The organism is Amycolatopsis sp. NPDC104819, from assembly GCF_055583145.1.
Genome location: NZ_JBVJON010000001.1, coordinates 440847 through 465492 on the forward strand (window position 1 = coordinate 440847; position 24646 = coordinate 465492).

The 24646-nt window shown below is 70.4% G+C and carries 21 protein-coding genes; 5 read left to right on the forward strand and 16 right to left on the reverse strand.

The genetic code is table 11. From position 1 onward, the window contains the following. Window positions 1–133: 133 nt before the first annotated feature. Window positions 134–778: a TetR/AcrR family transcriptional regulator gene (locus ACZ63E_RS02185; RefSeq protein ID WP_465312891.1), complete on the forward strand. Its 645-nt coding sequence runs from the start codon at window positions 134–136 to the stop codon at window positions 776–778. On the opposite strand, the gene ACZ63E_RS02190 is transcribed toward ACZ63E_RS02185, so the two are convergent. From ACZ63E_RS02190 to ACZ63E_RS02200, 3 genes are all read right to left on the reverse strand, one after another. After that, a complete protein-coding gene (locus ACZ63E_RS02190) occupies window positions 775–1944 on the reverse strand; it encodes a sensor domain-containing diguanylate cyclase (protein ID WP_465313117.1) in 1170 nt (389 codons plus the stop codon). The two genes, ACZ63E_RS02185 and ACZ63E_RS02190, sit on opposite strands and share 4 nt — an antisense overlap. Window positions 1945–2262: 318 nt before the next feature. Continuing rightward, window positions 2263–3522 carry an MFS transporter gene (locus ACZ63E_RS02195; RefSeq protein ID WP_465333609.1) on the reverse strand — a complete coding sequence of 420 codons (1260 nt, stop codon included), beginning with the start codon at window positions 3520–3522 and terminating at the stop codon, window positions 2263–2265. Between the two features lie 312 nt (window positions 3523–3834). Next, complete coding sequence (locus ACZ63E_RS02200) at window positions 3835–4125, reverse strand: hypothetical protein (protein ID WP_465333610.1); 291 nt, start codon at window positions 4123–4125, stop codon at window positions 3835–3837. Window positions 4126–4309: 184 nt separating this feature from the next. On the opposite strand from ACZ63E_RS02200, the gene ACZ63E_RS02205 reads away from it, so the two are divergent. Continuing rightward, entirely contained in the window at window positions 4310–6187 is a 1878-nt protein-coding gene (locus ACZ63E_RS02205) for an FAD/NAD(P)-binding protein (RefSeq protein WP_465333612.1), read from the forward strand. Between the two features lie 21 nt (window positions 6188–6208). Here the strand turns inward: ACZ63E_RS02205 and ACZ63E_RS02210 are convergent, their stop codons facing one another. The 8 genes from ACZ63E_RS02210 to ACZ63E_RS02245 form a co-directional block, all read right to left on the reverse strand. After that, window positions 6209–7315, reverse strand: coding sequence for a glycosyltransferase (locus ACZ63E_RS02210; RefSeq protein WP_465333614.1), 1107 nt, complete (start codon window positions 7313–7315; stop codon window positions 6209–6211). Window positions 7316–7331: 16 nt separating this feature from the next. Further along, window positions 7332–8225: a glycosyl hydrolase family 18 protein gene (locus ACZ63E_RS02215; protein ID WP_465333616.1), complete on the reverse strand. Its 894-nt coding sequence runs from the start codon at window positions 8223–8225 to the stop codon at window positions 7332–7334. Window positions 8226–8293: 68 nt separating this feature from the next. Continuing rightward, window positions 8294–9844 carry a dipeptide ABC transporter ATP-binding protein gene (locus ACZ63E_RS02220; RefSeq protein ID WP_465333618.1) on the reverse strand — a complete coding sequence of 517 codons (1551 nt, stop codon included), beginning with the start codon at window positions 9842–9844 and terminating at the stop codon, window positions 8294–8296. Further along, window positions 9841–10635 carry an ABC transporter permease gene (locus ACZ63E_RS02225; RefSeq protein ID WP_465333620.1) on the reverse strand — a complete coding sequence of 265 codons (795 nt, stop codon included), beginning with the start codon at window positions 10633–10635 and terminating at the stop codon, window positions 9841–9843. The genes ACZ63E_RS02220 and ACZ63E_RS02225 overlap by 4 nt, the downstream gene beginning before the upstream one ends. 28 nt (window positions 10636–10663) lie before the next feature. Then, on the reverse strand, window positions 10664–11617 hold the full coding sequence (locus tag ACZ63E_RS02230) for an ABC transporter permease (RefSeq protein ID WP_465334355.1): 954 nt from the start codon (window positions 11615–11617) through the stop codon (window positions 10664–10666). Continuing rightward, on the reverse strand, window positions 11614–13221 hold the full coding sequence (locus ACZ63E_RS02235; RefSeq protein WP_465333621.1) for an ABC transporter substrate-binding protein: 1608 nt from the start codon (window positions 13219–13221) through the stop codon (window positions 11614–11616). Before ACZ63E_RS02235 ends, ACZ63E_RS02230 begins: the two co-directional genes overlap by 4 nt. Before the next feature lie 134 nt (window positions 13222–13355). Beyond that, window positions 13356–13994 carry an HNH endonuclease family protein gene (locus tag ACZ63E_RS02240; protein WP_465333622.1) on the reverse strand — a complete coding sequence of 213 codons (639 nt, stop codon included), beginning with the start codon at window positions 13992–13994 and terminating at the stop codon, window positions 13356–13358. A 140-nt stretch (window positions 13995–14134) separates the two neighbouring features. Further along, window positions 14135–14779: a hypothetical protein gene (locus ACZ63E_RS02245; protein ID WP_465334356.1), complete on the reverse strand. Its 645-nt coding sequence runs from the start codon at window positions 14777–14779 to the stop codon at window positions 14135–14137. Between the two features lie 114 nt (window positions 14780–14893). Between ACZ63E_RS02245 and ACZ63E_RS02250 the strand changes: the two genes are divergently transcribed. Beyond that, a complete protein-coding gene (locus ACZ63E_RS02250; protein ID WP_465312901.1) occupies window positions 14894–16180 on the forward strand; it encodes an adenylosuccinate synthase in 1287 nt (428 codons plus the stop codon). On the opposite strand, the gene ACZ63E_RS02255 is transcribed toward ACZ63E_RS02250, so the two are convergent. Continuing rightward, window positions 16177–16674 (reverse strand): OsmC family protein, encoded by a 498-nt coding sequence (locus ACZ63E_RS02255; RefSeq protein ID WP_465333624.1) that lies wholly within the window; start codon window positions 16672–16674, stop codon window positions 16177–16179. The genes ACZ63E_RS02250 and ACZ63E_RS02255 overlap by 4 nt on opposite strands. A 116-nt stretch (window positions 16675–16790) precedes the next feature. Here ACZ63E_RS02255 and ACZ63E_RS02260 point away from each other — a divergent pair, with 116 nt between their 5' ends. After that, a complete protein-coding gene (locus tag ACZ63E_RS02260; RefSeq protein ID WP_465333626.1) occupies window positions 16791–17690 on the forward strand; it encodes a TIGR03564 family F420-dependent LLM class oxidoreductase in 900 nt (299 codons plus the stop codon). Here the strand turns inward: ACZ63E_RS02260 and ACZ63E_RS02265 are convergent. Then, window positions 17671–19305 (reverse strand): cation:proton antiporter, encoded by a 1635-nt coding sequence (locus ACZ63E_RS02265; RefSeq protein ID WP_465333628.1) that lies wholly within the window; start codon window positions 19303–19305, stop codon window positions 17671–17673. The genes ACZ63E_RS02260 and ACZ63E_RS02265 overlap by 20 nt on opposite strands. 149 nt (window positions 19306–19454) lie before the next feature. Between ACZ63E_RS02265 and ACZ63E_RS02270 the strand changes: the two genes are divergently transcribed. Next, on the forward strand, window positions 19455–20690 hold the full coding sequence (locus ACZ63E_RS02270; RefSeq protein WP_465333630.1) for an MFS transporter: 1236 nt from the start codon (window positions 19455–19457) through the stop codon (window positions 20688–20690). Between the two features lie 79 nt (window positions 20691–20769). Here the strand turns inward: ACZ63E_RS02270 and ACZ63E_RS02275 are convergent, their stop codons facing one another. The 3 genes from ACZ63E_RS02275 to ACZ63E_RS02285 form a co-directional block, all read right to left on the reverse strand. Continuing rightward, window positions 20770–22308 carry an amino acid permease gene (locus ACZ63E_RS02275; protein WP_465333632.1) on the reverse strand — a complete coding sequence of 513 codons (1539 nt, stop codon included), beginning with the start codon at window positions 22306–22308 and terminating at the stop codon, window positions 20770–20772. Window positions 22309–22379: 71 nt separating this feature from the next. Then, window positions 22380–23303: a serine hydrolase domain-containing protein gene (locus ACZ63E_RS02280; RefSeq protein WP_465333634.1), complete on the reverse strand. Its 924-nt coding sequence runs from the start codon at window positions 23301–23303 to the stop codon at window positions 22380–22382. Window positions 23304–23344: 41 nt separating this feature from the next. After that, the gene (locus ACZ63E_RS02285; protein WP_465333636.1) at window positions 23345–24493 is read right to left on the reverse strand and encodes a glycerophosphodiester phosphodiesterase; all 1149 of its coding nucleotides are present in this window, start codon (window positions 24491–24493) and stop codon (window positions 23345–23347) included. Between the last annotated feature and the right edge of the window lie 153 nt (window positions 24494–24646).

The following is a 24646-nucleotide window of genomic DNA, read 5'->3' on the forward strand; positions in this document are numbered from 1 at the left end:
ACCGACCCCGACCCCGCCGCAGCGAAAACCACCGGCCGGAAGGAACACCGGGCCTCGTGGGTGTTCGGGGCGGTTAGAACCGCCCGAAACACTCACGAGAGCCGCGGCAGGCGTAAACCGTGAGGTGGTCACCATGGCAAGCCCCGCTCCGCGCGGGCGGCCGCGCAAGCTCCCCGTCGGGGAGCAACGGGCGCGCGTGCTGCAGGCGACGGCGAAGGTCGTCGGGCAGCACGGGATGCAGGGCGCGACGATCGAGCAGATCGCGCGGGAGGCCGGCGTCTCCCGCCAGGCCGTCTACGAGCAGTTCGGCGACCGCGCGACGCTGTTCGCCGAGGTTGTCGCCGAAACCGAGGAGCGGGCCTTCGCCGCCATCGCGGGCCCGTCGGTGGCCGACCCGCAGCCCGGCCTGCGGGCCTGGGCGCGGGCCAACTACGCCAACATGGTCACCTTCGTCGCGGACAGCCCGGAGGCCTACGGGGTGCTCCGCGCGGCCGAGCGCGCGGGCGACCCCGCCCTCACCCGCCTGAGGGAGCGGCTGGCCGTCGTCTACACCGAAGCCAGCCGCAAGCGGTGGGCCGCGCACGGCATCGACTCCGGGCGCGCCGACCGCGCGCTCGTCACGCTCTTCTTCGCGATGACCGAGTCACTGGTCCAGGCCACCTGGGACGGCGCGCCGCCGGACCAGGAGGCCCTCATCGACCTGCTCACCGAGTTCACCGTCGGGGGCGTCGCCCGCCTGCAGGCCAAGGCGAGCGACGTCATCGAGCGGCTGCGCTAGACGACGGCCATCTCGGGTAGGGCGACCGAACCGACCACCCGGTTCCGCCCGCCGTGTTTGGCCGCGTAGACGGCCGCGTCGGCGGACGCCATCACCGCCTCGATGGACACCCCGTCGAGCGGGTACGCCGCGACGCCGATCGACGCCGTCTGGCGTTTGATGTCGACGGCCGCGCCTTCGTTGGTCGTGGTGCTGATGATCAGCTCGCTGACCCGTTGCCGGATCCGCTCCGCGGTGACGATGGCGTCCTCTTTGGAGGTCGCGGGCAGCAGCGCGACGAACTCCTCGCCGCCGAACCGGCCGACCAGGTCGTGCGCCCGGGTCTCCTGCTTGACGACGGCGGCGACCGCCTTGAGCACGTCGTCCCCGGCGAGGTGCCCGTAGGTGTCGTTGATCCGCTTGAAGTGGTCGAGGTCGATCATCATGGCGCCGAAGCTGCCCTGCTCACGCTCGGCGCGCGAGATCTCGCGCTGGGCGCCGTCCTGCCAGGTGGTGGCGTTGAGCAGCTGGGTCTTCTGGTCGGTGGTGGCGAGCTCCTCGAGCCGCTTGATCAGCACGGACCGCTGCAGCACGTACAGCGGCAGGATGACCAGCCCCGACAGCAGCGGCTCCTCGTTGAGCACCATCACCAGCAGCGCGCCGACGCACAAAGTGGACAGTTCGAGCAGGTTGTCGTCCATGGTGCCCAGGCACGACGCGGGGGTCGCGTTCTCGGGGTCGGCGAGGTAGAGGCCGAGACCGGTGAGCGCGGTGTTGACCGTGAAGAACGCGAGGCCGGCCAGCGTCACGGTCGCGACGCCGCTGCCGAGGGTCATGTGACCCACGACACCCCCGGCGAACGCCGACAAGATCATCGTCGTGGCGTTGGCGGCGACGCGGTGAAATTCACCCGGACGGGTGCCAGACCAACTACGGAACGCGAGATACACGTAGAGCACGAACCCGAGCGCGGCGACCAGCTGAGCCGGCAGCAGCAGGCCGGCGGGCAGCAGCCACACCGAAGTCATCGAGATGTAGGGCCCCTGGCTGAGGATGCGGCGCTGCCGCTCCAGCCGCCGGCTGACCTCCGTCTGGGTCACCGCCAAGGCTGTGAGCAGCGCAAACGTGCCAACCTGGGCGAGCGTGACCGGCACGGTCAACAGGGACACGGCCGTCCACGTGAGCATGACCGTGATGGCGGTCAGCGTGGCGATGATCCAGTCGCGGGGGCGTGTCCACAGTGCCCAGCCCCGCACGCGAGAAATCAAGTCTTGGCCGCCCTGTTCCCCCGATGTGACCATTTTTCCCCCAGCCCCTTGCGCGGATGTTCGGTGACAAAGTACTCACAGACAGTTTCAGACCGTTTGCCAGCTGTCCACAAGGGCAATCGGTGTGTACTTTTTCTTTGACACCGGAACGAGAGGTGGCCAGCGATGCGCGGCAAAGAACAGTGACCGCACAGCGCACCGCAAGGTCGCGCAGGTCGAGCCCACGCGCGGGGCATGTCAAGCATGTTCGGCGCGTGCGGCTTCTTTGTCGTTCCCTCGCTCCGGCTCGCCCGCCAGGGCCCGCGCCCACAGCGCCGCCAGCGGCAGGGTGAGCACCACTCCGACGATGCCGAATATCCCGACGGTCCCGTGCGGGCTCAGCTGATCCGCGAGCACACCGCCGATCAGCGGGCTGACGCCCATCATCGTGGTCAGTCCGGTGTTGGACAGGCCCATCACCTGCGCCCGCTGCTCGTCGGGCACGGCCAGCGTCAGTGACGCGGTCGCCTGCAGCAGGCAGACGGTCCCGAAGCCGCCGGAGACGATGAACAGCACGATCGACGCGACCGGCCCGGGGTTCAGGAAGCACAGCACCAGCGGCACCGCGCACAACGCCGAGAGCGGGGCGATCAGCTTCGGCCGCAGCCGGGCGGGGACCCAGCGCGTGTAGACGAACGTCGCGATGACACTGCCGATCGGGTCGGCCGCGAGCAGCAGGCCGATCGCCGACGGGCCACCGCCGGAGGCCGCCACGTACGGCGCCGCGATGCCCTCGTAGACCGGCAGGAGCCCCATCAGCCAGGTGAACAGCACCAGCGTGCGCAGCGGCGAGCTCGCGAACGCCGTCCGGCCGCCACCGCCGAGCGTCGCGAAGAAGGACTTGCGCTGCTCACCGCTCGCCGCGGCCGGCCGGGCGCGGACACCAAGCCGGATGAACAGGGCGGAGAGGACGAACGTCGCAGCGTCGATGACCAGCGCGACGTGCGGGTCGAGCGCGATCAGCAGCGCGCCGCCGCCGGCGAACCCGAGCAGCTGGGCGCTCTGCACGGTCATGCTGCGGATGCCCATGCCGACGACGAACCGGTCGCCTTCGAGCACCTGCGGCAGCAGCGCGAGCTGGGACGCCTTGAACGGCGGGTTCACCAGCGAGACGCCGCCGACCAGCACGCACATCAGCCAGAACGGCATCCCGGGCAGGGCGACGAGCAGGATCAGCGCGGCGCGCAGGACGTCGACCAGCACCATCACGGAGCGGCGGGGGAAGCGGTCGGCGAAGCCGGTGAGGAAGATGCCGCCGAGCAGGGACGGCGCGTAGGTCAGGGCGTACGTCAGGCCGGTCAGCGTGGCGGAGTTGGTCCCGGTGAACACCAGGATGGACAGCGCGACCCGGGCCAGCTGGTCACCGGCGATCGACAGCAGTTCCCCGAACCACAGTGCCCGGAACTCGGCGATCCCGAACACCTCGCGGAACGTGACCTGGTCCGGCGGTGCTGCCATGCGTTTTCTCCCGACCTCGTGCAGACCGCGCCCTTCTCATGACCGCCGGTGACGAGACGACCAGTCGGTCATAAGGCAGTCACGGTACGTGAGTTACCTCAGCCAGTGTCCCGTGACTGTTGGTGAATTCCTAGGTTCTTTCGCCGGTATCGAAGGTGTCACGGAGCTTTCCCGAACGGGTCAGACGATAGCCCGCAGTGTCTGACCGGTCGCCCAGGAGTCACCAATGGATCATTCCGCACCCGTTGGCGCAGGACCAGAGGCAAAAGTAGCCACCTCGCGCGGGGTGAGGTGGCTACCGGGGTGGCGGGACTAGCGCCGGTGCTTTTCGATCACTTCGATCGACGTGCGGACCTGCTCGAAGGTGGGCGGGGCCGCCCGGTTGAACACGACGGTCAGGGACCGGCGCGGGATGACCACGAACTCGACGTCGACCCCGGCCGCCTCCGAAGCGGCCTCGACGACGTCACGCCAGTGCTTCGGGTCGATCCCGTCCGGATCGGCCCATTCGTGGGCGAAGATCGCCCAGTTCCCCCTGAGCAGGGTGCCGACGACGTCCTGCGCGGTGTGGACGCGGTGCGGCGGGCCGATCTCACCGGCCAAGTCTTCCCGGCCGGGGACGTGCTGCGAAGGCCCGGGCGCCTGGGTGGACGAAGGACAAAAGCCACTCCTTTCACCGACGTGCGGGAGGCATTCGGCGCCGGTGCCGGTGCTGATTGGTCGCACCCGGAATTCCGCCCTGTGGGACGCCCTTCTCCTGCTCAGGCGCGGGCGTAGCTTCGGTTTTGTGGCCGATCTCCCGCCGTTCAGCCTCGCCGTCGTGGGCGCCGGACCCCGCGGGGTCGGCGTCCTCGAACGGCTCGGCGCGAACGCCGCGGAGCTGCTCGGCGGCCGCCGGCTCGAGGTGCACCTGATCGACCCGTTCCCGCCCGGGCCCGGCCGGGTCTGGCGCCACGACCAGTCGCCGCTGCTGCGGATGAACTCCATGCCCGAAGACGTCACGATGTTCACCGACGACTCGGTGAAGATGGCCGGCCCGGTGCTGCCCGGCCCGTCGCTGCTCGAGTGGGCGCGCCAGGTGCGGGACGGCGTGCTCGACGCCGAGGTGCCCCCGGACGTCGTCGCCGAGCTGACCGCGCTGGACAGCTTCGACTTCCCGACCCGGCGGCTGCAGAGCGCCTACCTGACCTGGGTGTACCGCAAGGTCGTCGCCGACCTGCCCGGCGAGGTCGACGTCGTCGAGCACGCGGCGCGGGCGGTGCGGGTCGACGGTGGTGCGGTGGAGCTGTCCGACGGCACGACGCTGCGCGCGGACGCCGTGGTGTTCACCGTCGGGCACCTCGACGCGGACCCGGACGAGCGGGAGCGGGAGCTGGCGGCGTTCGCCGCGGGGCACGGGCTGGCCTACTACCCGGCCGGGTACACCGCCGACGTCGACTACTCCGGCATCACCCCGGGCGAAACCGTGCTGGTGCGCGGGTTCGGGCTGGCGTTCGTCGACCTGATGCTGCTGCTGACCGAGGGCCGCGGCGGGCGGTTCGAGGAGCTGGCCGGCGGCGGCCTCCGCTACCACCCGAGCGGCGCCGAGCCGGTGCTGCACGTCGGCTCCCGGCGCGGGGTGCCCTACCACGCGAAGATCGGCTACCGGCTGCGCGGGAAACCGTTGCGGCTGCCCAGGTTCTTCGACGCGTACACGATGGACGAGCTCCCCGGCGCGGCCCTCGACTTCCGCGCGGACGTCTGGCCGCTGGTCGCCAAGGAGCTGGCCTGGGGGTTCTACAGCGAGCTGTTCACCGGGCACCCGGACCGGGTGCGGATGGACTTCGCCGTGTTCGCCGACGCCTTCGCGGACCTGGACTGGGACTCGCCGGGCATGCGCGACCTCGTCCAGCGGGCGGTGCCCGCCGAAGCGGACCGTCTCGACCTCGACCGGCTGGACCGGCCGATGGCGGGCCGCGAGTTCGGCTCGGCGGAGGAGTTCGGCAAGGAGCTGCGCGAGTACGTCGAGGCCGACCTGGCGCGGCGGGCCGACCGGGAGTTCAGCGCCGACCTGGGCGCGTTCATGGCGTTGCTGTCGGTGTACGCCCAGCTGCCCACATTGGTCCAAAAAGGACGGTTGAACGCGGCGTCGCAGGTGTCCGACATGGACGGCTGGTTCCACGGGTTCTTCTCCTACTACGCCAGCGGTCCGCCGCCGCGTCGGCTGGAGGAGCTGCTGGCTTTGCACGAAGCCGGCGTGGTCTCGTTCGCCGGCGCCGAGATGGCGGTGACGGCGGTGGACGGCGTGTTCGTGGCGTCGTCGACGAGCTACCCGGGCACGGTTTCGGCGCGGACGCTGGTCGAGGCCCGCCTGCCGGGCCCGAGCGTGACCCGCGCGGCGGACGGCCTGCTCCGGCAGCTGCGCGACGCCGGTGAGCTGGCCGAGGAGACGGTGGCCGACCCGGTGACGGGGGTTCTGCTGCCGTCGGGCCGGATCCACACGCGGGTGTCGGACTCCCGCCTGCTCGACGGGACCGGCCAGGCCCACCCGCACCGGTTCGCGGTGGGCCCCCACACGAGCGCCCGCTCGGCGGCGGCCTTCACCCGGCCGCGGACGAACGCGCTGTCGTTCCGGCAGAACGACGCCGTGGCACGGGAGATCCTGGCCCTCGTGAGTGGTAATTAGGGTTCTAACCCGAATTACCACTCACGACATCGTGGCGACCAGCTCGGCCAGCACCTGGTCCGGCGTGGGCATCGCCGCGATCTCCGCCGCCACCCCGCGCGCGATCTCGCGGGGCTTCGGGTCGTCCAGCAGCTCGCGGACCGCCGTCCCGATCGCTTCGACCGTGATCGCGTCGCCCACCAGCGCCTTCGCCAGCCCCGACCCCGACAGCGTCTCCGCGTTGGCGAACTGGTCGGCGCCCTGGGGCAGCACCAGCTGCGGCAGACCCGCGGCGAGCGTGGCGAGCACCGTGCCGGTGCCGCCGTGGTGGACCACCAGCCCCGCGTGCTTCAGCACCTCGCCCTGCGGCACGAACCCGGCGGCGTGCACCCGGTCCGGCAGCGGGCCGAGCACTGCCGGGTCGCCGGGACCGAGCGCCACCAGCACGTCGACGTCCAGCCGCGACAGCGCGGCGATCGCCCCCTGCAGGACTCCCGGGGCGCCGAAGACCACGGTGCCGAGCGTCAGGTACACAAAGCCGTCCGGCGGGAGCGGGGGCAGGGGGACGTCCGGGTCGAACGGCGTCGGGCGCATGCGGAACACCTTCGGCACCCCCGCGGTGCCGGGGTCACGGACGCTGTCGGGCCAGACGTCGACACACGCGTCACCGAGGACGGCGTTCGCGGGGGGCGCGCCCCAGAGCGGCGCCAGCCGTTCGGCCGCGACTTCCAGGATGGCCGGCGACATCGACCGCCCGATCACGACCGAGACGGCGGGGATGCCCGCGCGCCGCGCCGCGATGCCGGCGCCGACGTCGCTCATCTCGTAGACGACCAGGTCCGGACGCAGCTCGGGCAGCAGCGGGGCCAGGTCGTCGAGCAGCGAGCGCGGCAGCAGCTCGGCGAACATCGTGATGCCGACGTCGAGGAGGCCGGCGTCCTCGCCGTGCCGTTTCTTGGCTTCGGTCTCCGCCTCGCCGATGCCGATCCCGGCGCGGTGAACCTCGAAGCCGAGGTCACGCACCTGGGGCACAAACGCTTCGCCGGTGCCGAACACGACGTGGTGCCCGGCCGCGCGCGCCGCGTTCGCGAGGGGCACCAACGGGAACAGGTGGCCGTACGCCGGGCGGCACGAGAAGAGGATCCGCACCGCCCGAGCGTACCGGTCAGCCCTTCACGACCGGAGCGATTTGCTGCACCCACTGCTGCGGCGCCGACGTCCCGCCGGGCAGCGAGTTGAAGTACTCCCAGCCGTCGATCCCGCCGAAGTCCGAGTACTTCCCGATGAGGCTCCGGACCGTCGACTGCAGGGTCGACATGGCGACGTAACCACTGCAGTTCGCCGGGTTGGTCACGGTCCCGGCGACCACCTTGCTCGCGGGCACGATCCCGCGGCGGATGATGTTGTCGTAGCCGGACGTGCTGCTCAGGGAGCCCCAGCCGCAGTAGAACTGCGCGTTGAACCAGGAGATCTGCGCGCCGCGGTCGCGGTAGAGCGTGTCGTAGTTGAGGCCCGAGAGCCCGCCACCACCGCTGAGCTCGGTCGCCACCGGGGCGAGGGTGACGAGGAACGAGCTGCCGAAGTCCGCGCGCAGGGCGTCGATCAGCTTGTTCAGGGCGCCGTTGGACATGTGCTCTTCGACGTCGAGGTCGATGCCGGAGAGCGAGTACGTCCGGATGAGGTTCCGCAACAACGGGTAGTAGGTGTCGAACTGCGTTTCGAGCCGCTGGAAGCTGCCCGCCGCGGCCCCGCCGACAAAGGCGAGGACGTGCACACCCTGGCTGCGCAGGGTCGCGAGGTCCTGCCACATCCGCGTGAACTTGCTCGCGTTCGGCGGATCGTCGTTGAGGTGCACCACACTGTTCGTGTCGAGGTGGATCGCCCCGACGATGACGTCGGTGGCCCCGGCGTCCCGCAGCGGCAGCGGCGAGACGTAGGTGGAGCCGTTGTAGATGGTCTGGTAATAGACCACAACCCTGCGCCCGGCGGCGGCCGAAGCCGGCACCGCACCCGAAATCATCAGCACCAAGGCCACGAAGGCCACGCCGATCCTCCGCATGGTCCAGACCATACGTCACCGGCGGTGGTGGGAAAAGCACACACCGTCGATCCTGTCCGGTTCCTGTCTCAGCCGACCTCCTGGACCGACCGCCCGGGAATGGCGTCCAGCAGTTCCTTCGTGTACTCCGAACGCGGCTCGTGCAGCACCTGCGCGGCCGGGCCCAGCTCCACCAGCTCGCCCTCGCGCAGCACGCCGACCTGGTCCGCGAGCTGCCGGACCACCGCCAGGTCGTGGGAGATGAACAGGTACGACAGCCCCAGCTCCGCCTGCAGCTCGGCCAGCAGCCGCAGGATCTGGGCCTGCACCGAGACGTCCAGCGCGGACACCGGTTCGTCGCACACCACCAGGTCCGGCCGCAACGCCAGCGCCCGCGCGATCGCCACCCGCTGGCGTTGCCCGCCCGACAGCTCCGCCGGCTTGCGGCGCGCCATCGACGCCGGCAGCGCCACCTGCTCCAGCAGCTCGGGGACCCGGTTGCGCGGCAGCCCGAACGCCCGCAACGGCTCCGCGACGACGTCCTCGATCGAGAACTTCGGGTTCAGCGACGCGTACGGGTTCTGGTACACGATCTGCATCCGCCGCCGCAGCCGCCGCAGCTCCGGACCGGCCAACGCCGTGATGTCCCGGCCGTCGAAGGAAACCGACCCCGCCGACGGGGTCTCCAGCCGGAGCACCATCCGCGCCGTCGTCGACTTGCCCGAGCCCGACTCGCCGACCAACGCCAGCGTCTGGCCGCGGGGGACGTCGAACGAGATCCCGTCGACCGCGCGGATGCCGCCGTCGAACGTCTTCGCCAGGTCGCGCACCGAGACCAGCGGCTCGGCGGCCGGTGCGGGTGGTCGCAAGGCGCTCGTCATGCTCGGCGCCGCCGCGAGCAGCTGCCGGGTGTAGGCGTGCGTCGGCGCGCTCACCACCGAGGAACCCTGTTCGACCACCGAACCCTGCGAGAGCACCACGATCCGCGACGCACGATCGGCCGCGACGCCGAGGTCGTGCGTGATCAGCAGGATCGCCGTCCCCGACTCCGCGGCCAGCGACGTCAGGTGGTCGAGGATCCGGCGCTGCACCGTGACGTCGAGCGCGGACGTCGGCTCGTCCGCGATGATCAGCTTCGGCCGCCCGGCCAGCGCCGACGCGATCAGCACACGCTGCCGAAGACCACCGGACAGCTGGTGCGGGTACTGCCGCGCCCTTCGCGACGGGTCAGGGACGCCCGCGCGTTCGAGCAGTTCGATCGCCTGCGCGGACGCGGATCGCCGGTCCGCGAGGCCGTGGATCTTCAGCACCTCCGCGACCTGGTCGCCGACCCGGTGCACGGGGTTCAGCGAGACCGCCGGGTCCTGCGGCACCAGCGCGATCTCGCGCCCGCGCACCCCACGCCACTGCTTGTCCGACAGCGAAAGCAGGTCCCGGCCGTCGAAGGTGATCGAGCCGCCGTCGACGCGGCCGCCGCGGGGCAGCAGGCCGATCGCCGCGTGCGCCGTGGTCGACTTGCCCGAACCCGACTCACCGACGACGGCGACCACCTCGCCCGCGCCGACGTCGAAGCCGACGTCACGCACGGCCGGGACCTTCCGGTACGACACGGCCAGGTCCGCAATCCGCAGCAGGGTCATCGGTCTCCTCCGTCCAGCGCGCGGGACAGCCGGTTCGCGGCGAGGACCACCGCCGCCACCGTCAGGCCCGGGAACGTCGTCATCCACCAGGCCGTGGCCAGGAAGCTGCGGCCGCCCGCGACGAGCGAGCCCCACTCCGGCGTCGGCGGCGTCGCGCCGAACCCGAGGAAGCTCAGCGCCGACACTTCGAGCACGGCCGTGCCGAGCGTCAAAGTCGCCAGCGCGAGCACCGGGCCCGCCGCGTTCGGCAGGACGTGCCGCAGCAACACGCCGGACCAGCGCACCCCGGAAGCCCGCGCGGCTTCGACGAACACGCCGTTTCGCACTCGAAGCACCTCCGCGCGCATGACCCGCGCGAAGGCGGCGAGGTTCGCGATGCCGACGGCGATCGCGACGTTCGTCGTGCCGAAGCCCAGCGCCGTCACTAGGGCCAGCGACAGCAGGATCGGCGGGATGGCGAGGAAGACGTCGACCACCCGCATGATCGCGGTGTCGGCCCAGCCGCCGCGGAACCCGGCCAGCAGGCCGAGCGCCGAGCCCGCGACCAGCGCGACGAGCACGGCGATCGCGGTCGCCCGCAGGGAGAGCGACGCGCCGTGGATGACCCGCGCGTAGACGTCACGGCCGGTTTCGTCGGTGCCGAACAAGTGGTGCAGCGAAGGACCTTGGAGCCGCTCGGCCGGGACGCCGGTGATCGGGTCGTAGCCGGTCAGCAGGCCCGGCACGAAGGCCGCGAGCAGCACGAACGCCAGCACGGCGACGGCGATCACGAGCCCAGGCGGAGCTTTCACGTGAAAGCTCCGCTTCGAGAGGGCAAGGTCAACCACGGGCCACCTCCGGCGTCCGGGCGATGCGCGGGTCGAGCAGCGGGTACAGCAGGTCGACGCTCAGGTTGAGCACCACGAACACCAGCGCGGCCAGCACGATCACCGCCTGCACCACCGGGACGTCCTGCGCGGTGACGGCGGCCGCGGTGATCCGGCCGACGCCGTCGCGCGAGAACACCGTCTCGGTGATCACCGAACCCGCGACGAGGTTGCCCGCCACCACCCCGGCGACGGTCAGCGTCGGCACCGCCGCGTTGCGCAGCAGGTGTCCGAAGTGGACGCGCCAGCGGCTCGCGCCCTTGGCCGCCGCGATCTCCGCGTACGGCTGTTCCTGCTGCGTGGCCAGGCTCTTCGCCAGCACCTGGCCGATGATCGCGCCGGTCGGCAGCGCGAGGGTGACCGCGGGCAGGAGCACCGCCGAGAAGCCCTGTGTGCCCAGCGCCGGCAGCAGCCGCAGCCGGAACGAGAAGAACTGGATCAGCAGCAGCCCGACCCAGAACGGCGGCAGCGAGATCGCCAGCGACGGCAACGACAGCAGCGCCTGCCGCAGCCAGCGGAACCGCGTGAACGTGCCGAGGAACGCCGAGCCACCGCCGAACAGCACCGCGAACACCAGCGCCAGGCTCGTCACGGCGAGCGTCGGCGGCAACGCCGTGACGACCATGTGCGTGGCGTCGTCACCGGTCGCGACACTGCGGCCGAAGTCGCCGTGCAACGCCGCCACCAGCCGTTTCAGGTACTGGACCGGCAGGGGTGAGTCGAGGCCGTACTCCGCGCGGGCGGCGGCGAGCTGCTCGGGCGTGGCCGACGAACCCGCCTCACCGCTGGCGAGCTTCGCCGAAACGGCGTCCCCCGGCAGCAGGTAGAGGATCAGGAACGACAGCGTGAACGCCGCCCACAGCACAAAAACCGCCTGCCCGGCCCGGCGGAGGAGGTAGCGCCTCACGAGAGCCACGCGTCGAACAGCTGCAGCCGTGACGACGCCTCGAAGTCGACGGCGTGTGCTTTCGAGCTCAGCGCGACGACCTGGGTCAGCTCGAAGACCGGGATCGCGTAGGCGTGGTCGACGATCAGCTGCTGGACCTCGTCGGCCGACGGCTTGCGCTTCGCGTTGTCCACAGTGGACGACTGAGCGTCCAGCGCCACGTCCAGGGGGTTGCCCGGGGCGAGCTTGCTGCGGTTGCCCGCCTTCGTCGAGAACTGGCCGCGCAGGATGTCCGGGTCGGCGCGCGTGACGTTGTACCAGAGGAAGTCGTAGTTCCCGGCCAGCTGGATCTGCGTGGTCTCGGCCGTCGTGTGCTGCTCGATCCTCAGGTCGAAGCCGATCTTGCGCAGCTGCTGCTGCACCAGCTCCAGCACACTGCGGTTCTGGTTGAACACCGGCGAGAACACCACGGACGCGCTCAGCCGCTGCCCGTTCTTCGTGCGGATCCCGTCGGGTCCGGGTGCCCAGCCGTCGCCGTCGAGCAGCGCGGCCGCGCCCTTCCGGTCGTACGCGAGCTGCCGCGAAAGGTCGCTGTGCAACGGCGTCGCCGAGCCGAGGATGCTGGTGGCGGGTTTGTAGTTCGCCGTCAGCACGGTGTTCACGACTTCGGTGCGGTCGACGCCCTTGAGCACGGCCTGGCGCACCTTCTCGTCGGCCAGCACCCCGCGGGCGGTGTTCGCGTGCAGGTTGAACACGACGCCGGGGTTCGGCCGGATGTTCTCGGTGAAGCCGTTGCCGGCGAACTGCGGCTCGTCGACCGGCTGGATGTCGGTGGCCGCGTCGAGCTGACCGGACGCGAGGCTGCCGGTGCGGACGCCGGGCTCCGGCACGATCTTGTAGTCGATCTTGTCGAGGTAGGCCTCACCCTGGTGCTTGAACAGCGACGAGCCCCACGCGTACCCCTTGCGCTTCGCCAGGACGATCTCCTGGTTCTGCTTCAGGCTTTCGAAGACGAACGGCCCGGAGCCGATCAGGCCGTTGCCCTGGCAGCGCTGCTCCGGCGTCTTCTTGAACGCCGCGGGCGCGAGCACGCCGAGCGACATCGTCGAGCTGGCCTGCAGGAACTGGGCGCTGGGCGAGGAGAACTCGATCCGCACGGTCTGCGGGTCGACGACCGTCGACGCCTTGTACGCGGCGAGGTAGCCGTAGCCGAGCTGGGCTTTCGTGCCCAGGGCCTTGATGCCGTCGAAGCTGGTCTTCACCGCGGCGGCGTCGACCGGGCTGTTGTCGGAGAAGGTCGCGCCGGGCCGCAGGTGGAAGGTGAACGCCGTCGAATCGGCGCTGATCTCCCACTTCTCGGCCAGCCACGGCTTGATCTCGCCGGTCTTCGGGTCCTGGTCGGTCAGCGAGTCGACCAGCTGGCGCGCGACGTTGATGGACGCGTTCGTGGCGGTCTGCTGCGGGTCGACGCAGTCGGGCGCCGAGGAGATGCCGAGGCGCAGCGTGCCGCCGGGTTTCGGCGGGCCGGCGTCGGCCTGCTCGGTGCCGGCGGCGGAGCAGGCGGTCAGCAGGATCGGCAGGGCGAGCAGGGCCGCGGCGTTGCGGGCGCGGAAGAGTGGGGACACCGGACGGCCTCCAGCGGGGAGCGGTTGCGTCTTCGAGCGCGACGCTAGTTCCGCGCTGGAGGCCGTCTCACGGAGCGAACGGCGGTCCCATCACCTGGCACCGCGGGGATTCCCCCTTGACTCGGGGGCCGGGATCAGCAGCGGCCGAGCATGTCCGTCAGCGCGCTCTTCTCCGCGGTGCTGATCGTCAGCTTGAACTTGTACTTCACCGCGGTCCACATCTTCGCGTAGGTGCACCAGTAGCTGGTGAGCGGCGGCTTCCACTGGTCGGGCGACTTGTCACCCTTCTCCTGGTTGACGTTGTCCGTCACGGCGATCAGCTGCGGGTCGGTGAGGTCGTTCGCGTACGCCTGGCGCTGCGCGGTCGTCCACGCCGACGCGCCGGTGCGCCACGCGGCCGCGAGCGGCACGACGTGGTCGATGTCCACATCGGACGCGGCGGTCCAGGTCGCGCCGTCGTACGGGCTGAACCACGAGCCGGACGTCGGCGCGCAGTCGGAGCCGGCCTGCACGTTCGTGCCGTCGCGCTTCAGGACGACCTCGCGGGTGTTGCAGCCGTTGCCCTGGTCGATCCAGTGCGGGAACTTGTCCCGGCTGTAGCCGGTCTGCGAACCGTCGGCCTTGACGGTGAGGGACGCGAGCTCGGTCTTCGCCGTCGAAGCCGACGGGATGCCCGGCGGAGTGGCTTCGGCGACGCTGACCAGCGTCCCGGAGAGCACGGCGGTGGCCGCGAGAACGGTCAAGGAATGACGAACAGCACGCCTGGTTGGCATTTTGCTGCCTCCGTGTCAGATGTGGGGACAGCTAACCCTGATACACGGGAGTGGTGAGTGCAACACGTATAGGTGACATGTTGCTGCCCGTTCGTGAACGCTGCGTGTCCGCGCGCGCACGCGTGAGTGAAAGTGCCAGGTCAGACCGCCCCGCGAACCAGGCGGAGATCCTCGGTGTGCCGGTACCAGGTCCACTTGTTCACCGCGCGTTCGTGCACGACGTCGTCGCTGACCGGCCGGGTCGGGATGCAGCCGATCTGGAACGCGCGCGAGTACAGCGTGGTCGGCCGCTTGAAGATGGTCCCCTTCACCACGCGCACGGCCAGGCCGGGGCCGCCGGGGTCCGGCGTCACCTCGATCGACGCGGCCGGCCCGCGCAGCGCGACCTGCTCGTCGCAGTAGGCCACCCCGCGGACCAGCCGCAGCAGCCCGCGCCCGACGAGCACCCCGCCGACATCGTCGCGGATCAGCGGCACCGGGTCGACGTCACCGCGCAGGGCGAGCGCGAGGGCCTGCAGCGGCGACTTCGGCAGGCCCCAGAGCGCGGCGACCGACGAGTCCGGCGCCGAGGGCACGAACCCGACCGACACGCCCGAGATCGCGTCCTTCCGCAGCAGCCGCAGCACGACCGCGGCCAGGTCCGCGTCGGTGCCGGACACCACCAGGTGATCGTGTTCGCCCAGCAAGGGGTCGATTTCCGTCTTGCCCGGGCGGCTGGGCACACGGATCGATTCGACGTCATCGACTTCTTCGAAGCCGGCCGCCGAGTCACCACAGGCCACCACTAGTCCGCGCACCCGCGGGACCTCCGTTACAGTCATGCACCGGCATTTCCTCAGCGCCACCGGTGTCCGTCCGGGACACTAAACCTCACGTCGTCGAACACCTTGGAGTGTCACATGCCGGCCATCGTGCTCATCGGTGCCCAATGGGGGGACGAAGGCAAGGGCAAGGCCACCGACCTGATGGGTGACCGGGTCCAGTGGGTCGTCCGCTACCAGGGTGGCAACAACGCCGGGCACACCGTGGTGCTGCCGAACGGCGAGAACTTCGCCCTGCACCTCATCCCGTCCGGGATCCTCACGCCGGGCGTGACCAACGTCATCGGCAACGGCGTGGTCGTCGACCCGGGTGTGCTGCTCGAAGAGCTTTCGGGGCTGGAAGCGCGGGACGTCGACACGTCCAAGCTGCTGATCTCCGCCGACGCGCACCTGATCATGCCGTACCACGTGGCCATCGACAAAGTCACCGAGCGCTACCTCGGCAGCCGCAAGATCGGCACCACCGGCCGCGGCATCGGCCCGTGCTACCAGGACAAGATCGCCCGCGTCGGCGTCCGCGTGCAGGACCTGCTGGACGAGAAGATCTTCCGCCAGAAGGTCGAAGCCGCCCTGGAGTTCAAGAACCAGGTGCTGGTGAAGGTCTACAACCGCAAGGCGCTCGACGCGAACGAGGTCGCCGACGAGGTGCTGAGCGCCGGCGAGAAGTTCGCGCACCGCATCGCCGACACGCGGCTGCAGCTCAACCAGGCCCTCGAGCGCGGCGAGACGGTGCTGCTGGAGGGCTCACAGGGCACGCTCCTGGACGTCGACCACGGCACGTACCCGTTCGTGACGTCGTCGAACCCGACGTCCGGCGGCGCGAGCGCGGGGTCCGGCATCGGCCCGGGCCGGATCACCACGGTGCTCGGCATCCTCAAGGCGTACACGACCCGCGTCGGCTCCGGCCCGTTCCCGACCGAGCTGCACGACGAGTCCGGCGAGTACCTGCGCAAGCAGGGCGGCGAGTTCGGCGTCACGACGGGCCGCTCGCGGCGCACCGGCTGGTTCGACGCGGTGATCGCGCGCTACGCGGTGCGCGTCAACGGCATCACCGACTACTTCCTCACCAAACTGGACGTGCTGTCCGGCCTGGAGAAGGTGCCGGTGTGCGTCGGGTACGAGGTCGACGGCTTCCGCACGCAGGACATGCCGATGACCCAGACCGACGTCCACCACGCGATCCCGATCTACGAAGAGCACCCGGGCTGGTTCGAGGACATCTCGGCGTGCCGCACGTTCGAGGAGCTCCCGGCGAACGCGCGCGCGTACGTCGAGCGCCTGGAGGAGCTGTCGGGCGCCCGGATCTCGGCGATCGGCGTGGGCCCGGGCCGCGAGCAGACGATCGTGCGGCACCAGTTCGTCTAAGTCAGTTTCGTGCTGACCGGCGTCTCGTTGCGGAACAGGTCGAGCACCGGGCAGTGCTCGTCGACCTCACGCTTGAGGTCTTCGTAGCGCTCCCGGCTCGCCGGGCCTTCCAGTTCGACGGACACCCGCACGTCCCCGAAACCGGGGCGGGTGTTGAAGGAGAAGCCGAAGAAGCCGTGGAGGTCGAGGTCACCGTCGACGGTGACCTTGATCGAGTCGAGCGGAATGCCGCGCTTCGCCGCCCAGAACTGGTAGGTGATCACCTGGCAGGACCCGAGGGCGGCGAGCGCGAACTCGACGGGGTTGGCGGCCTGGTCGGTCCCCCCGAGCGCGGGCGGCTCGTCGACGGTGAAGCTGTGGTCGCGGACCTTCACCTCGACTTCGGTTTTCGTGCCGGGCTTCAGGGTGTGGTCAACACTGAAGGAGACGGCGGCGTTGTGCGGGTCGGCGTCGACGGCCCGGCGGGTTCCTTCGATGACGTCGGTCAGCGACATGGGTGCTCCTCGGTGATCGGCAGTTCGCCCAGGGTGGGCGAATCTCGAAGGCTTCGCTCGGGTTCTCAAGTCCTGGGAAGCCGGAAATCGATGGCCACCGGCGCTAGCTTGGGATCATGACCATCGGAGTCACGCTCCCCGCGGGCGACACCGAGTCCGCGCCGAACCTCGTCGACGAACTGCTCGCCCAGGCCCGGCAAGCCGCCGATGCCGGGCTGAAGTCCGTCTGGTTCTCGCAGCTCCCCCTCAGCCAGGACGCCATCACCGTCGCCGCGCTGGCCGGGCGGGAAGTGCCCGGGATCGAGGTCGGCACCTCCGTCGTCCCGACCTACCCGCGCCACCCGCTGCTCGTCGCCGGTGCCGCGCAGACCGCCCAAGCCGCCGCCGGTGGGCGGTTCACCCTCGGCATCGGGCTCGGCTCGAAAGGCTTCCTCGGTCCCGTCTACGGCGTTGACTACCCGCCGCCGATCCGGCACCTGCGCGAGTACCTGACCGTCCTCCGAAGCGCCTTTGCCGGGGAGGCCGTCGACTTCGACGGCGAGACCGTCCAGGCGCACGTACCCGGACCGTCCACTGTGGGCGGTGACGTCCCGGTCATCGTCGCCGCCATGGGGCCGCAGGCCTTGCGGGTCACCGCCGAGCTCGCCGACGGGACCCTGCCCTTCCTAGCCGGGCCGAGAGCGCTTTCCGAGCTGATCGTGCCGGCCATGGCGGGGAAGCGGATCATCGCCGCCGTCCCGGCCATCGTCACCGACGACCCGGACGCCGTCCGTGCGAAAGCCGTCGAGCAGATGTCCTTCTACGGCCGGATTCCGTCGTACCGCCGGATCCTCGACGCGGAAGGCGTCGGCCACGCGGCCGACCTCGCGCTCATCGGCGACGAGAAAACCGTCCTCGCAGGGCTCCAGCGTTACTACGACGCGGGCGCCACCGACGTCCTCGTCTCGCAGACCGGCCTCCGCTCCAGCGAAGAGCGACGACGGACCTGGGAGGTCGTCAGCTCAATCGGTTCGTGAGGGTCGCCGTCACCGACAGCTCCTCCAGGTCCAGCTCACGCAGCACCTTCTGCAGGATTTCGTCGTCAAGCCGGCCCGCGCGGTTCTCCTCGATCATCGCCTTGCGCTGGATGATCAGCAGCTCCTTCCGGGCCTTCGCGAACTGCGCCTGCGGGGTGCCCGGCCGGTCCTCGCCCGACAGCTTGATCGTGGCTTCGGCGAACCGGTAGCGCGTGTCGATCAGCCGCTCCAGCCGCTGCTTGAGCCGTTCGACCTTCTCGGGCGGCAGGTCCAGGGTGGCCAGCCGGTCGCGGCCGATCTCGCGAAGTCGTTCGTGCGCCGCCTTCTGCGCGACCTCGCGCGCCGCGAGCTCCTCGGCTTCGTCGCGCGACGCCTCCGAAGGGTCCTGCACCTTCAAGACCCGGATCAACGGCGGCAGTGTGAGCCCCTGGATCAGCACCGTCCCGATCGCGACGGCGAACGCGAACAGCTGGATCTCCTCACGCCCCGGTGTGTCGGCGGGGACACCGGCCGCCGCCGCGAGTGTGACGACGCCGCGCATGCCGGTCCACGAGAGCACCGCCAGTGTCCGCCACGCCGGCGCCGCGCGGCCGCGGCCGAACAGGCGCATCGCCCGGGGCAGGTAGGCGAAGACGAACACCGCCGGGACGCGCACCAGCATCGTCACCAGCAGCACGACCACCGCGACCAGCGCGAGCGTGCCGTTGTCGCGCGCCGCGTGCTGGGCGCCGTCGAGCACGAACGGGAGTTGCAGCCCCATCAGCGCGAACACCAGCGCCTCCAGCAGGACGTCGATGGACGCCCAGACGGATCTGTCCTGCATGCGTGTCGCGGGTGACGCGTACAGCGAGCGCGCGCCCAGGTAGAGGCCCGCGGCGACCACGGCGAGCACCCCCGACCCGCTGAACTCCTCGCCGAACGGGTGCAGGTGCTCGGCGGTGACGTACGCGCCGAACGGCACGATGATCCCGAACGCCGACTCGAGCAGCGGGTCGTCGAGCAGCCGCCGGATCCCCACGACGAGGGCGCCAATCGCCAGGCCGACCGCGATGCCCAGCACGGTCGCCACGCCGAACACGGCGAACCCGTGCCCGGCCGAGCCCGCGGTGCCCGCGACCGCGGCGAGCGCGACCTTGTAGAGCGTCAGCGCGGCGGCGTCGTTGACCAGGCTTTCGCCGGTCAGCACGGTCATCACCCGCCGCGGCAGGCCGAGCTTGCGCCCGATCGCCACCGCCGTCACGGCGTCCGGTGGCGCCACGACCGCGCCGAGCACCAGCGCGGAGGCGAACGGCACGTCCGGCAGCAGCAGGTGCACAACCAACGCGACGACCACGGCCGTCACCGCGACCAGCACCACGCCCAGCGCGACGATCGGCCGCAGGCTGTTCTTGAAGTGCGTCAACGAGCTTTCGAGCGACGTCGAGTAGAGCAACGGCGGCAGCACGACCGTGAGCACCAGCTCCGGCTCCAGCTCGAACCGCGGCACCCCGGGGATCAGCGCGACCCCGAGCGCGACGACCACCACCAGCAGCGGCGCGGACAGGTTGTACCGGCGGGCGAACGCCGTCAGCGCCAACGATCCGGCGAGCACGCCCATCAGCGTCAGGATCTCCACGCGCGTGATCTTCGCGCAGGGAGCGGCGTTGTGCTCGGCTTCCGGTCAGTGGAAGTGACCTGGCTTACGCCGAGTTCGCCGTGGTTGAGTGTGCGCACTACGCACACCTGTGCGGATCATGTGCACCGACGCACAACCGGAGGTTCCCCATGTCCCCTGGCGCTCGCTCCTGGGTCGTGCCCCTGGCCTGGACCGCCGTCCTGCTCGACGGGTTCGACCTGGTCGTGCTCGGCACCGTGCTGCCCGTGCTCCTCCGCGACCACGTCTGGGGCCTGACACCCGGCACGGCGTCGGTCGTCTCGACGGTCGGGCTGGCCGGGATGATGCTGGGCGGGCTGGCGATCGGCACGATCACCGACGTCATCGGCCGCCGGAAGTCGCTGATCATCTCCGTGGCACTGTTCTCGGTGTGCACGCTGCTGTGCGCGTTCGCGCCCTCGACGTTCGTCTTCGGCCTGCTGCGGTTCGTCGCCGGGCTCGGCCTCGGCGGCTGCCTGCCGACGGCCATCACGCTGGTCACGGAGTACGCGCGCCGCGGCAAGGCCGGCAGCGCGACCACGACCGTGATGACCGGCTACCACGTCGGCGCGGTGCTGACGGCGTTGCTGGGCATCGTCCTCATCTCGCCGCTGGGCTGGCGCGCGATGTTCGTCGCCGGGGCGCTGCCGGCCGTCGTGCTGATCCCGCTGATGCTGAAGTTCCTGCCGGAGTCCGAGACGTTCCAGCGGGTCCGCGAGACCGAGCGGTCGGCCGGGCACGCCGTCGCCGGCCTGTTCCGCGGCGGCCTGCTGCGCGCGACGATCGCGTTCTGGGTGACGTCGTTCATGGGCCTGCTGCTGGTGTACGGCCTGAACACCTGGCTGCCGGAGATCATGCGCCAGGCCGGGTACCCGCTCGGCGCCGCGCTGAGCCTGCTGCTGACGCTGAACGTCGGCGGCATCGTCGGGCTGCTCGTCGCGGGCCGGGTCGCCGACCGCGTCGGCATCCGCCCGTCGGCGATCGTCTGGTTCTGCCTGGGCGCGGTGTTCCTCGCGCTGCTGAGCGTGAAGCTGCCCGCGGTCGGGCTGTACGCGGCGGTGTTCCTGACCGGTTGTTTTGTGTTCAGCGCGCAGGTGCTGGTGTACGCGTACATCGGCCGCATCTACCCGGACGCGATCCGCGCGACCGGCCTCGGCTGGTCGGCGGGCATCGGCCGCATCGGCGCGATCTCCGGTCCCCTCCTGGGCGGCGCGCTGCTGACGGCGGGAATCGCGTACCCGTGGGGGTTTTACGCCTTCGCGGGAGTGGGCGCCCTGGGCGCGGCGGCGGTGACGGTGGTCCGCCCGGGCCGCCAGTCCCCGGCGCAGGAACCCGCACCCGCAAAGGAAAGCCAAGCGACTTCCTGAGTCTGCCGCAGCTGTCGTGGGGGGGGGGGGGGGGTCGCCCCCACCCCCCCCCCCCCCCCACGACAACTCGCGCCGAGCGTCAGCCGAGCTCCTTCAGCTCCCGTTCGACAGCCGCGAGCTCGGCCTCCGAGCCTTGAACCTTCGGGCCCTTGAACCACTTCCGCGCCGACACCACCCACCACAGCGCGGCGCCGCCGAGCACCACGAGGAACGCGATCGGCGTGTAGTTGAACGAATCCACCGTCACCGGGGACACCTGCGGCAGCATGAACAGCACGAAGATGATCACGACCCACGTCGTCGCGATGATCCCGACCGGCTTGCCCCAGCGCCCGAGGTGCCACGGCCCGCGCTCGAAGTCGTCACCCTGCCGCACCCGCAGGAACACCGGGATCACGTACGCCACATACAGCCCCACCACGGCGATCGACGTCACCGCCGCGTAAGCCGTCGCGCTCCACAGGTACGGCAGGGCCAGCACCAGCGCGCCGCCCGCGCCGAGCCAGACGGCGTTGGTCGGGGTCTGCGTGCGCTTGTTGATCTTGTGCCAGAAGTTCGACCCCGGGATCGCGCCGTCCCGCGCGAACGCGTAGATCATCCGCGAGTTCGCCGTCACCGACGCCATGCCGCAGAACAGCTGCGCGCCGATGCAGATCAGCAGGAGGAACTTGCCGGTGACCGCGCCGGTCGCGTCGATGAAGATCTGCGCGGGCGGGACGCCGGTGGCGGAGCCGACCGCGCCGTCGTAGTCCTGGATCGCGAACGTCAGGCCGATCAGCAGGATCCAGCCCGCGACGAGCGAAACCACGATCGACATCACGATGCCGCGCGGCCCGGCCGTCGCCGCGCTCTTCGTCTCCTCCGTCATGTGCGCCGACGCGTCGTAGCCGGTCAGCGTGTACTGCGCCACCAGAAGACCCAGCGCGAAGACGTAGAACGCCGAGCCCCAGCCCGTCTGGTTCACAAAACTGCCGAAGACGAACGACGCGTCCTGGTGCTTGGCCGGCACGAAGATGAGCACGCCGACGATCACCAGCACGCCGATGAGGTGCCACCACACGCTGACGTTGTTGAGGATCGCCACGATCCGGACGCCGAAGGTGTTCAGCAGGCCGTGCACCACGAGGATGATCGCGAGCAGCAGGATCGTGTGCCCCGGCGTCGCCGAAAAGCCCCACTGCAGGTCGAGGAACGCGTTGAGGAACAGCGCCGCGCCGAAGTCGATGCCCGCGGTGACGGCGATCTGCCCGACGAGGTTGAACCAGCCGGTGAACCACGACCACGCGGGGCCGTTCTTCCGCGCCAGCCGCGCCGCCCAGTAGTACAGGCCGCCCGCGGTCGGGTAGCTGGAGCAGACCTCGGCCATGCCCAGGCCGACCAGGATGACGAAGATCCCGACCAGCGGCCAGCCCCAGATCATCGCGGCCGGGCCGCCCGTCTTCATGCCGAAGCCGTAGAGCGTCAGGCAGCCGGACAGGATCGAGATGATGGTGAACGAGACGGCGAAGTTCGAGAACCCCGACATCGTCCGCTTGAGCTCCTGCGCGTAGCCCAGCTGGTGCAAGCGTGCGGAGTCGTCATCGTGGTCGGGAGTGGTCTGCTGGTCGGAAACATCCATCGGGCACCTCTTGAAAGGTATGCGGCCAGACCATTGAATCCGCCGAAGTTAGCCCTGGTGAGCGAGGGGTGTCAAGCCTTCGTCAAGAACTCGTCCAGCCACCGGAGCAGCGGCCCGCCGCCGCGGTGGTCGTTCGAGATCAGGGTGGCCGTGATGCCGCCGGAGTGCGTGCTCCAGAACGTGACGCCGGGGTCGCCGCCGTCGAGGTGCACCGCGCCCGGCCGCGGCAGCCAGAACCCCAGCCCGTAGCCCGGAGCGTGCGGGCGCAGCATCCGGTTCACCCACTGGCCGGGCACGATCCGGCCGTCGAGGAACGCGGGCCAGAACTTCCGGATGTCCGGCGCGGTGCTGTAGATCCCGCCGTCGCCGAAGCCCCGGACCGGCACGCTGAACACGTTGGTGCGGCCGTCTTCCAGGTAGCCGGTGGCGGTCCGGCCGGGCAGCGCGTCCGACCGGAGGAACGCCGTGTCGGCCATCCCGGCGGGCTCGCAGACGCGCTCGCGCACGAGGTCGGGGAATGGTCTGCCCGCGACCCGTTCGGCGAGCAGGGAAAGGACGGCGAAGGCGCCGTTGTTGTACCTGAACTCCGCGCCGGGCGGAGTCCGCTGCGGAAAACCCGCGAGCGCGGCGAGGTAGTCGGCGGACGTGGCGAGCAGCGGGTCCGCCGGCGGGTCCACCTCTTCGTCGTAGTAGTCGCCGATGCCGGACGTGTGCGTCAGCAGGTGCTCGACCGTGACGGCGTCGTCGATCAACGGCAGGTCGGCGCCCAGCACCGACCGGGCGGTCGTCTCGAGCGAAAGCCGCCCGTCGGCGACCAGTCCGACGACGACCAGCGCGGTGAACCCCTTGATGCCGCTGGCGATCGCGAACCGCGTGTCGACGGTGTTCTCGACGCGGTGGCCGATGTGCGCGTACCCGCGTGCCTCGGACACCAGCGTCTCGTCGCCGCGGGTCACGAGCACCACGCCGGAGAACTCCGTGAGGGGCGCCTTCATGGACGAAAGAGTCCCCGAAGGCGCCCCTCACGGCAACGCGATTACCGGCCCAGGAACGCGTGCAGCGACTCCAGCGCGGTGTCCGCCTGGTCGGCGAAGAAGCCGTCGACGCCCGCCTTGAAGAACGCCTCCTCCTCGGCGAACACGTTGCCGTAGGCGTCCGGCTCCGCCGAGGAGCGCAGGTTCGCCGGCAGGAACGGGTTCTCGTTCCGGAACGTGTACGGCTGCACCTTGAGACCGGCCTTGTGCGCGTCGGCGACGATCGCGGTCGGCTTGGTCAGGTTCCCGGCGGCGTCCAGCGGGATGATCTGCGCCTTGTCCGGCCCGAGGTACTTCGCGTACTTCGCGACCTCGCGCAGGCCCTGCGGCGTGACGAGGTCCGCGTACGTCCGCTTGTCGCCCTTCGCGACGAAGTCCGCCGGAGCGCCCGAAGCCGACGTCAGCTGCAGCAGCGGCGTCCGGACCTGCTTGTGCAGCGCGACCAGGTTCGACACCTCGAACGACTGGATGATCGCCGGCGCGTCCGGGCGGTCGAGGCCGTTCTTCTTGAGGGCCGAAACCAGCTTCGGCTCGACCGGGTTGCCGATCGACTGGAAGAACGTCGAGTGCTTGACCTCGGGGTAGGTGCCGAGCGTCCGGTGCAGTTCCTTGCCGAGCCGCTTGGTCAGGTCGAGCACCTCCTGGAAGGTGGCGATCCGGTAGCGGCCGTTGTAGAGCGTGTTGTGCGGCCGGTTGACCGGGATCCGCTCGACCGCGCGCAGCGTCTTCAGCTCGGCGAGGGTGAAGTCCTGGGTGAACCAGCCGGTCGTCGAGACGCCGTCGATCACCAGGGTCTTCTTGCGGTTCGCGAACTCGGGGTGGTTCGCGACGTCGGTCGTGCCGCCGATCTCCGGCTCATGCCGGGCGACGAGCTGGCCGTCCTTGGTCGGCACGAGGTCGACGTCGACCCAGTTCACGCCCATCCGGTAGGCGAGCTCGTACGAGGCGAGGGTGTGCTCCGGCCGGTAGCCGGGCGCCCCGCGGTGTCCGATGATCACGGGGTCATCGTGGCCCCGCCCGTGCGCGGCCGTCTCGGCGGACCCGCTTTCGGAGGGCGCCGCGGCCGCGCTCGCCGACCCGATCGCGACGCCGGTGACGCTCAGCAACGCCAGCCCGGCCAGTGCCAGTACACCGACACGTTTGCGCTTCATCTGGTGACCTCTTTTCACACAGGGTTGTCCCTGACTACTCGCGCCACCCTTGATGCCGCAAGCGTCGCGCGGTCCAACCTGGGCGGACGGGCCGGTAAACGACACGTGGCCACCCGTTCCGGGGACGGCGAAATGTCCGGGCCGAACCCCGCC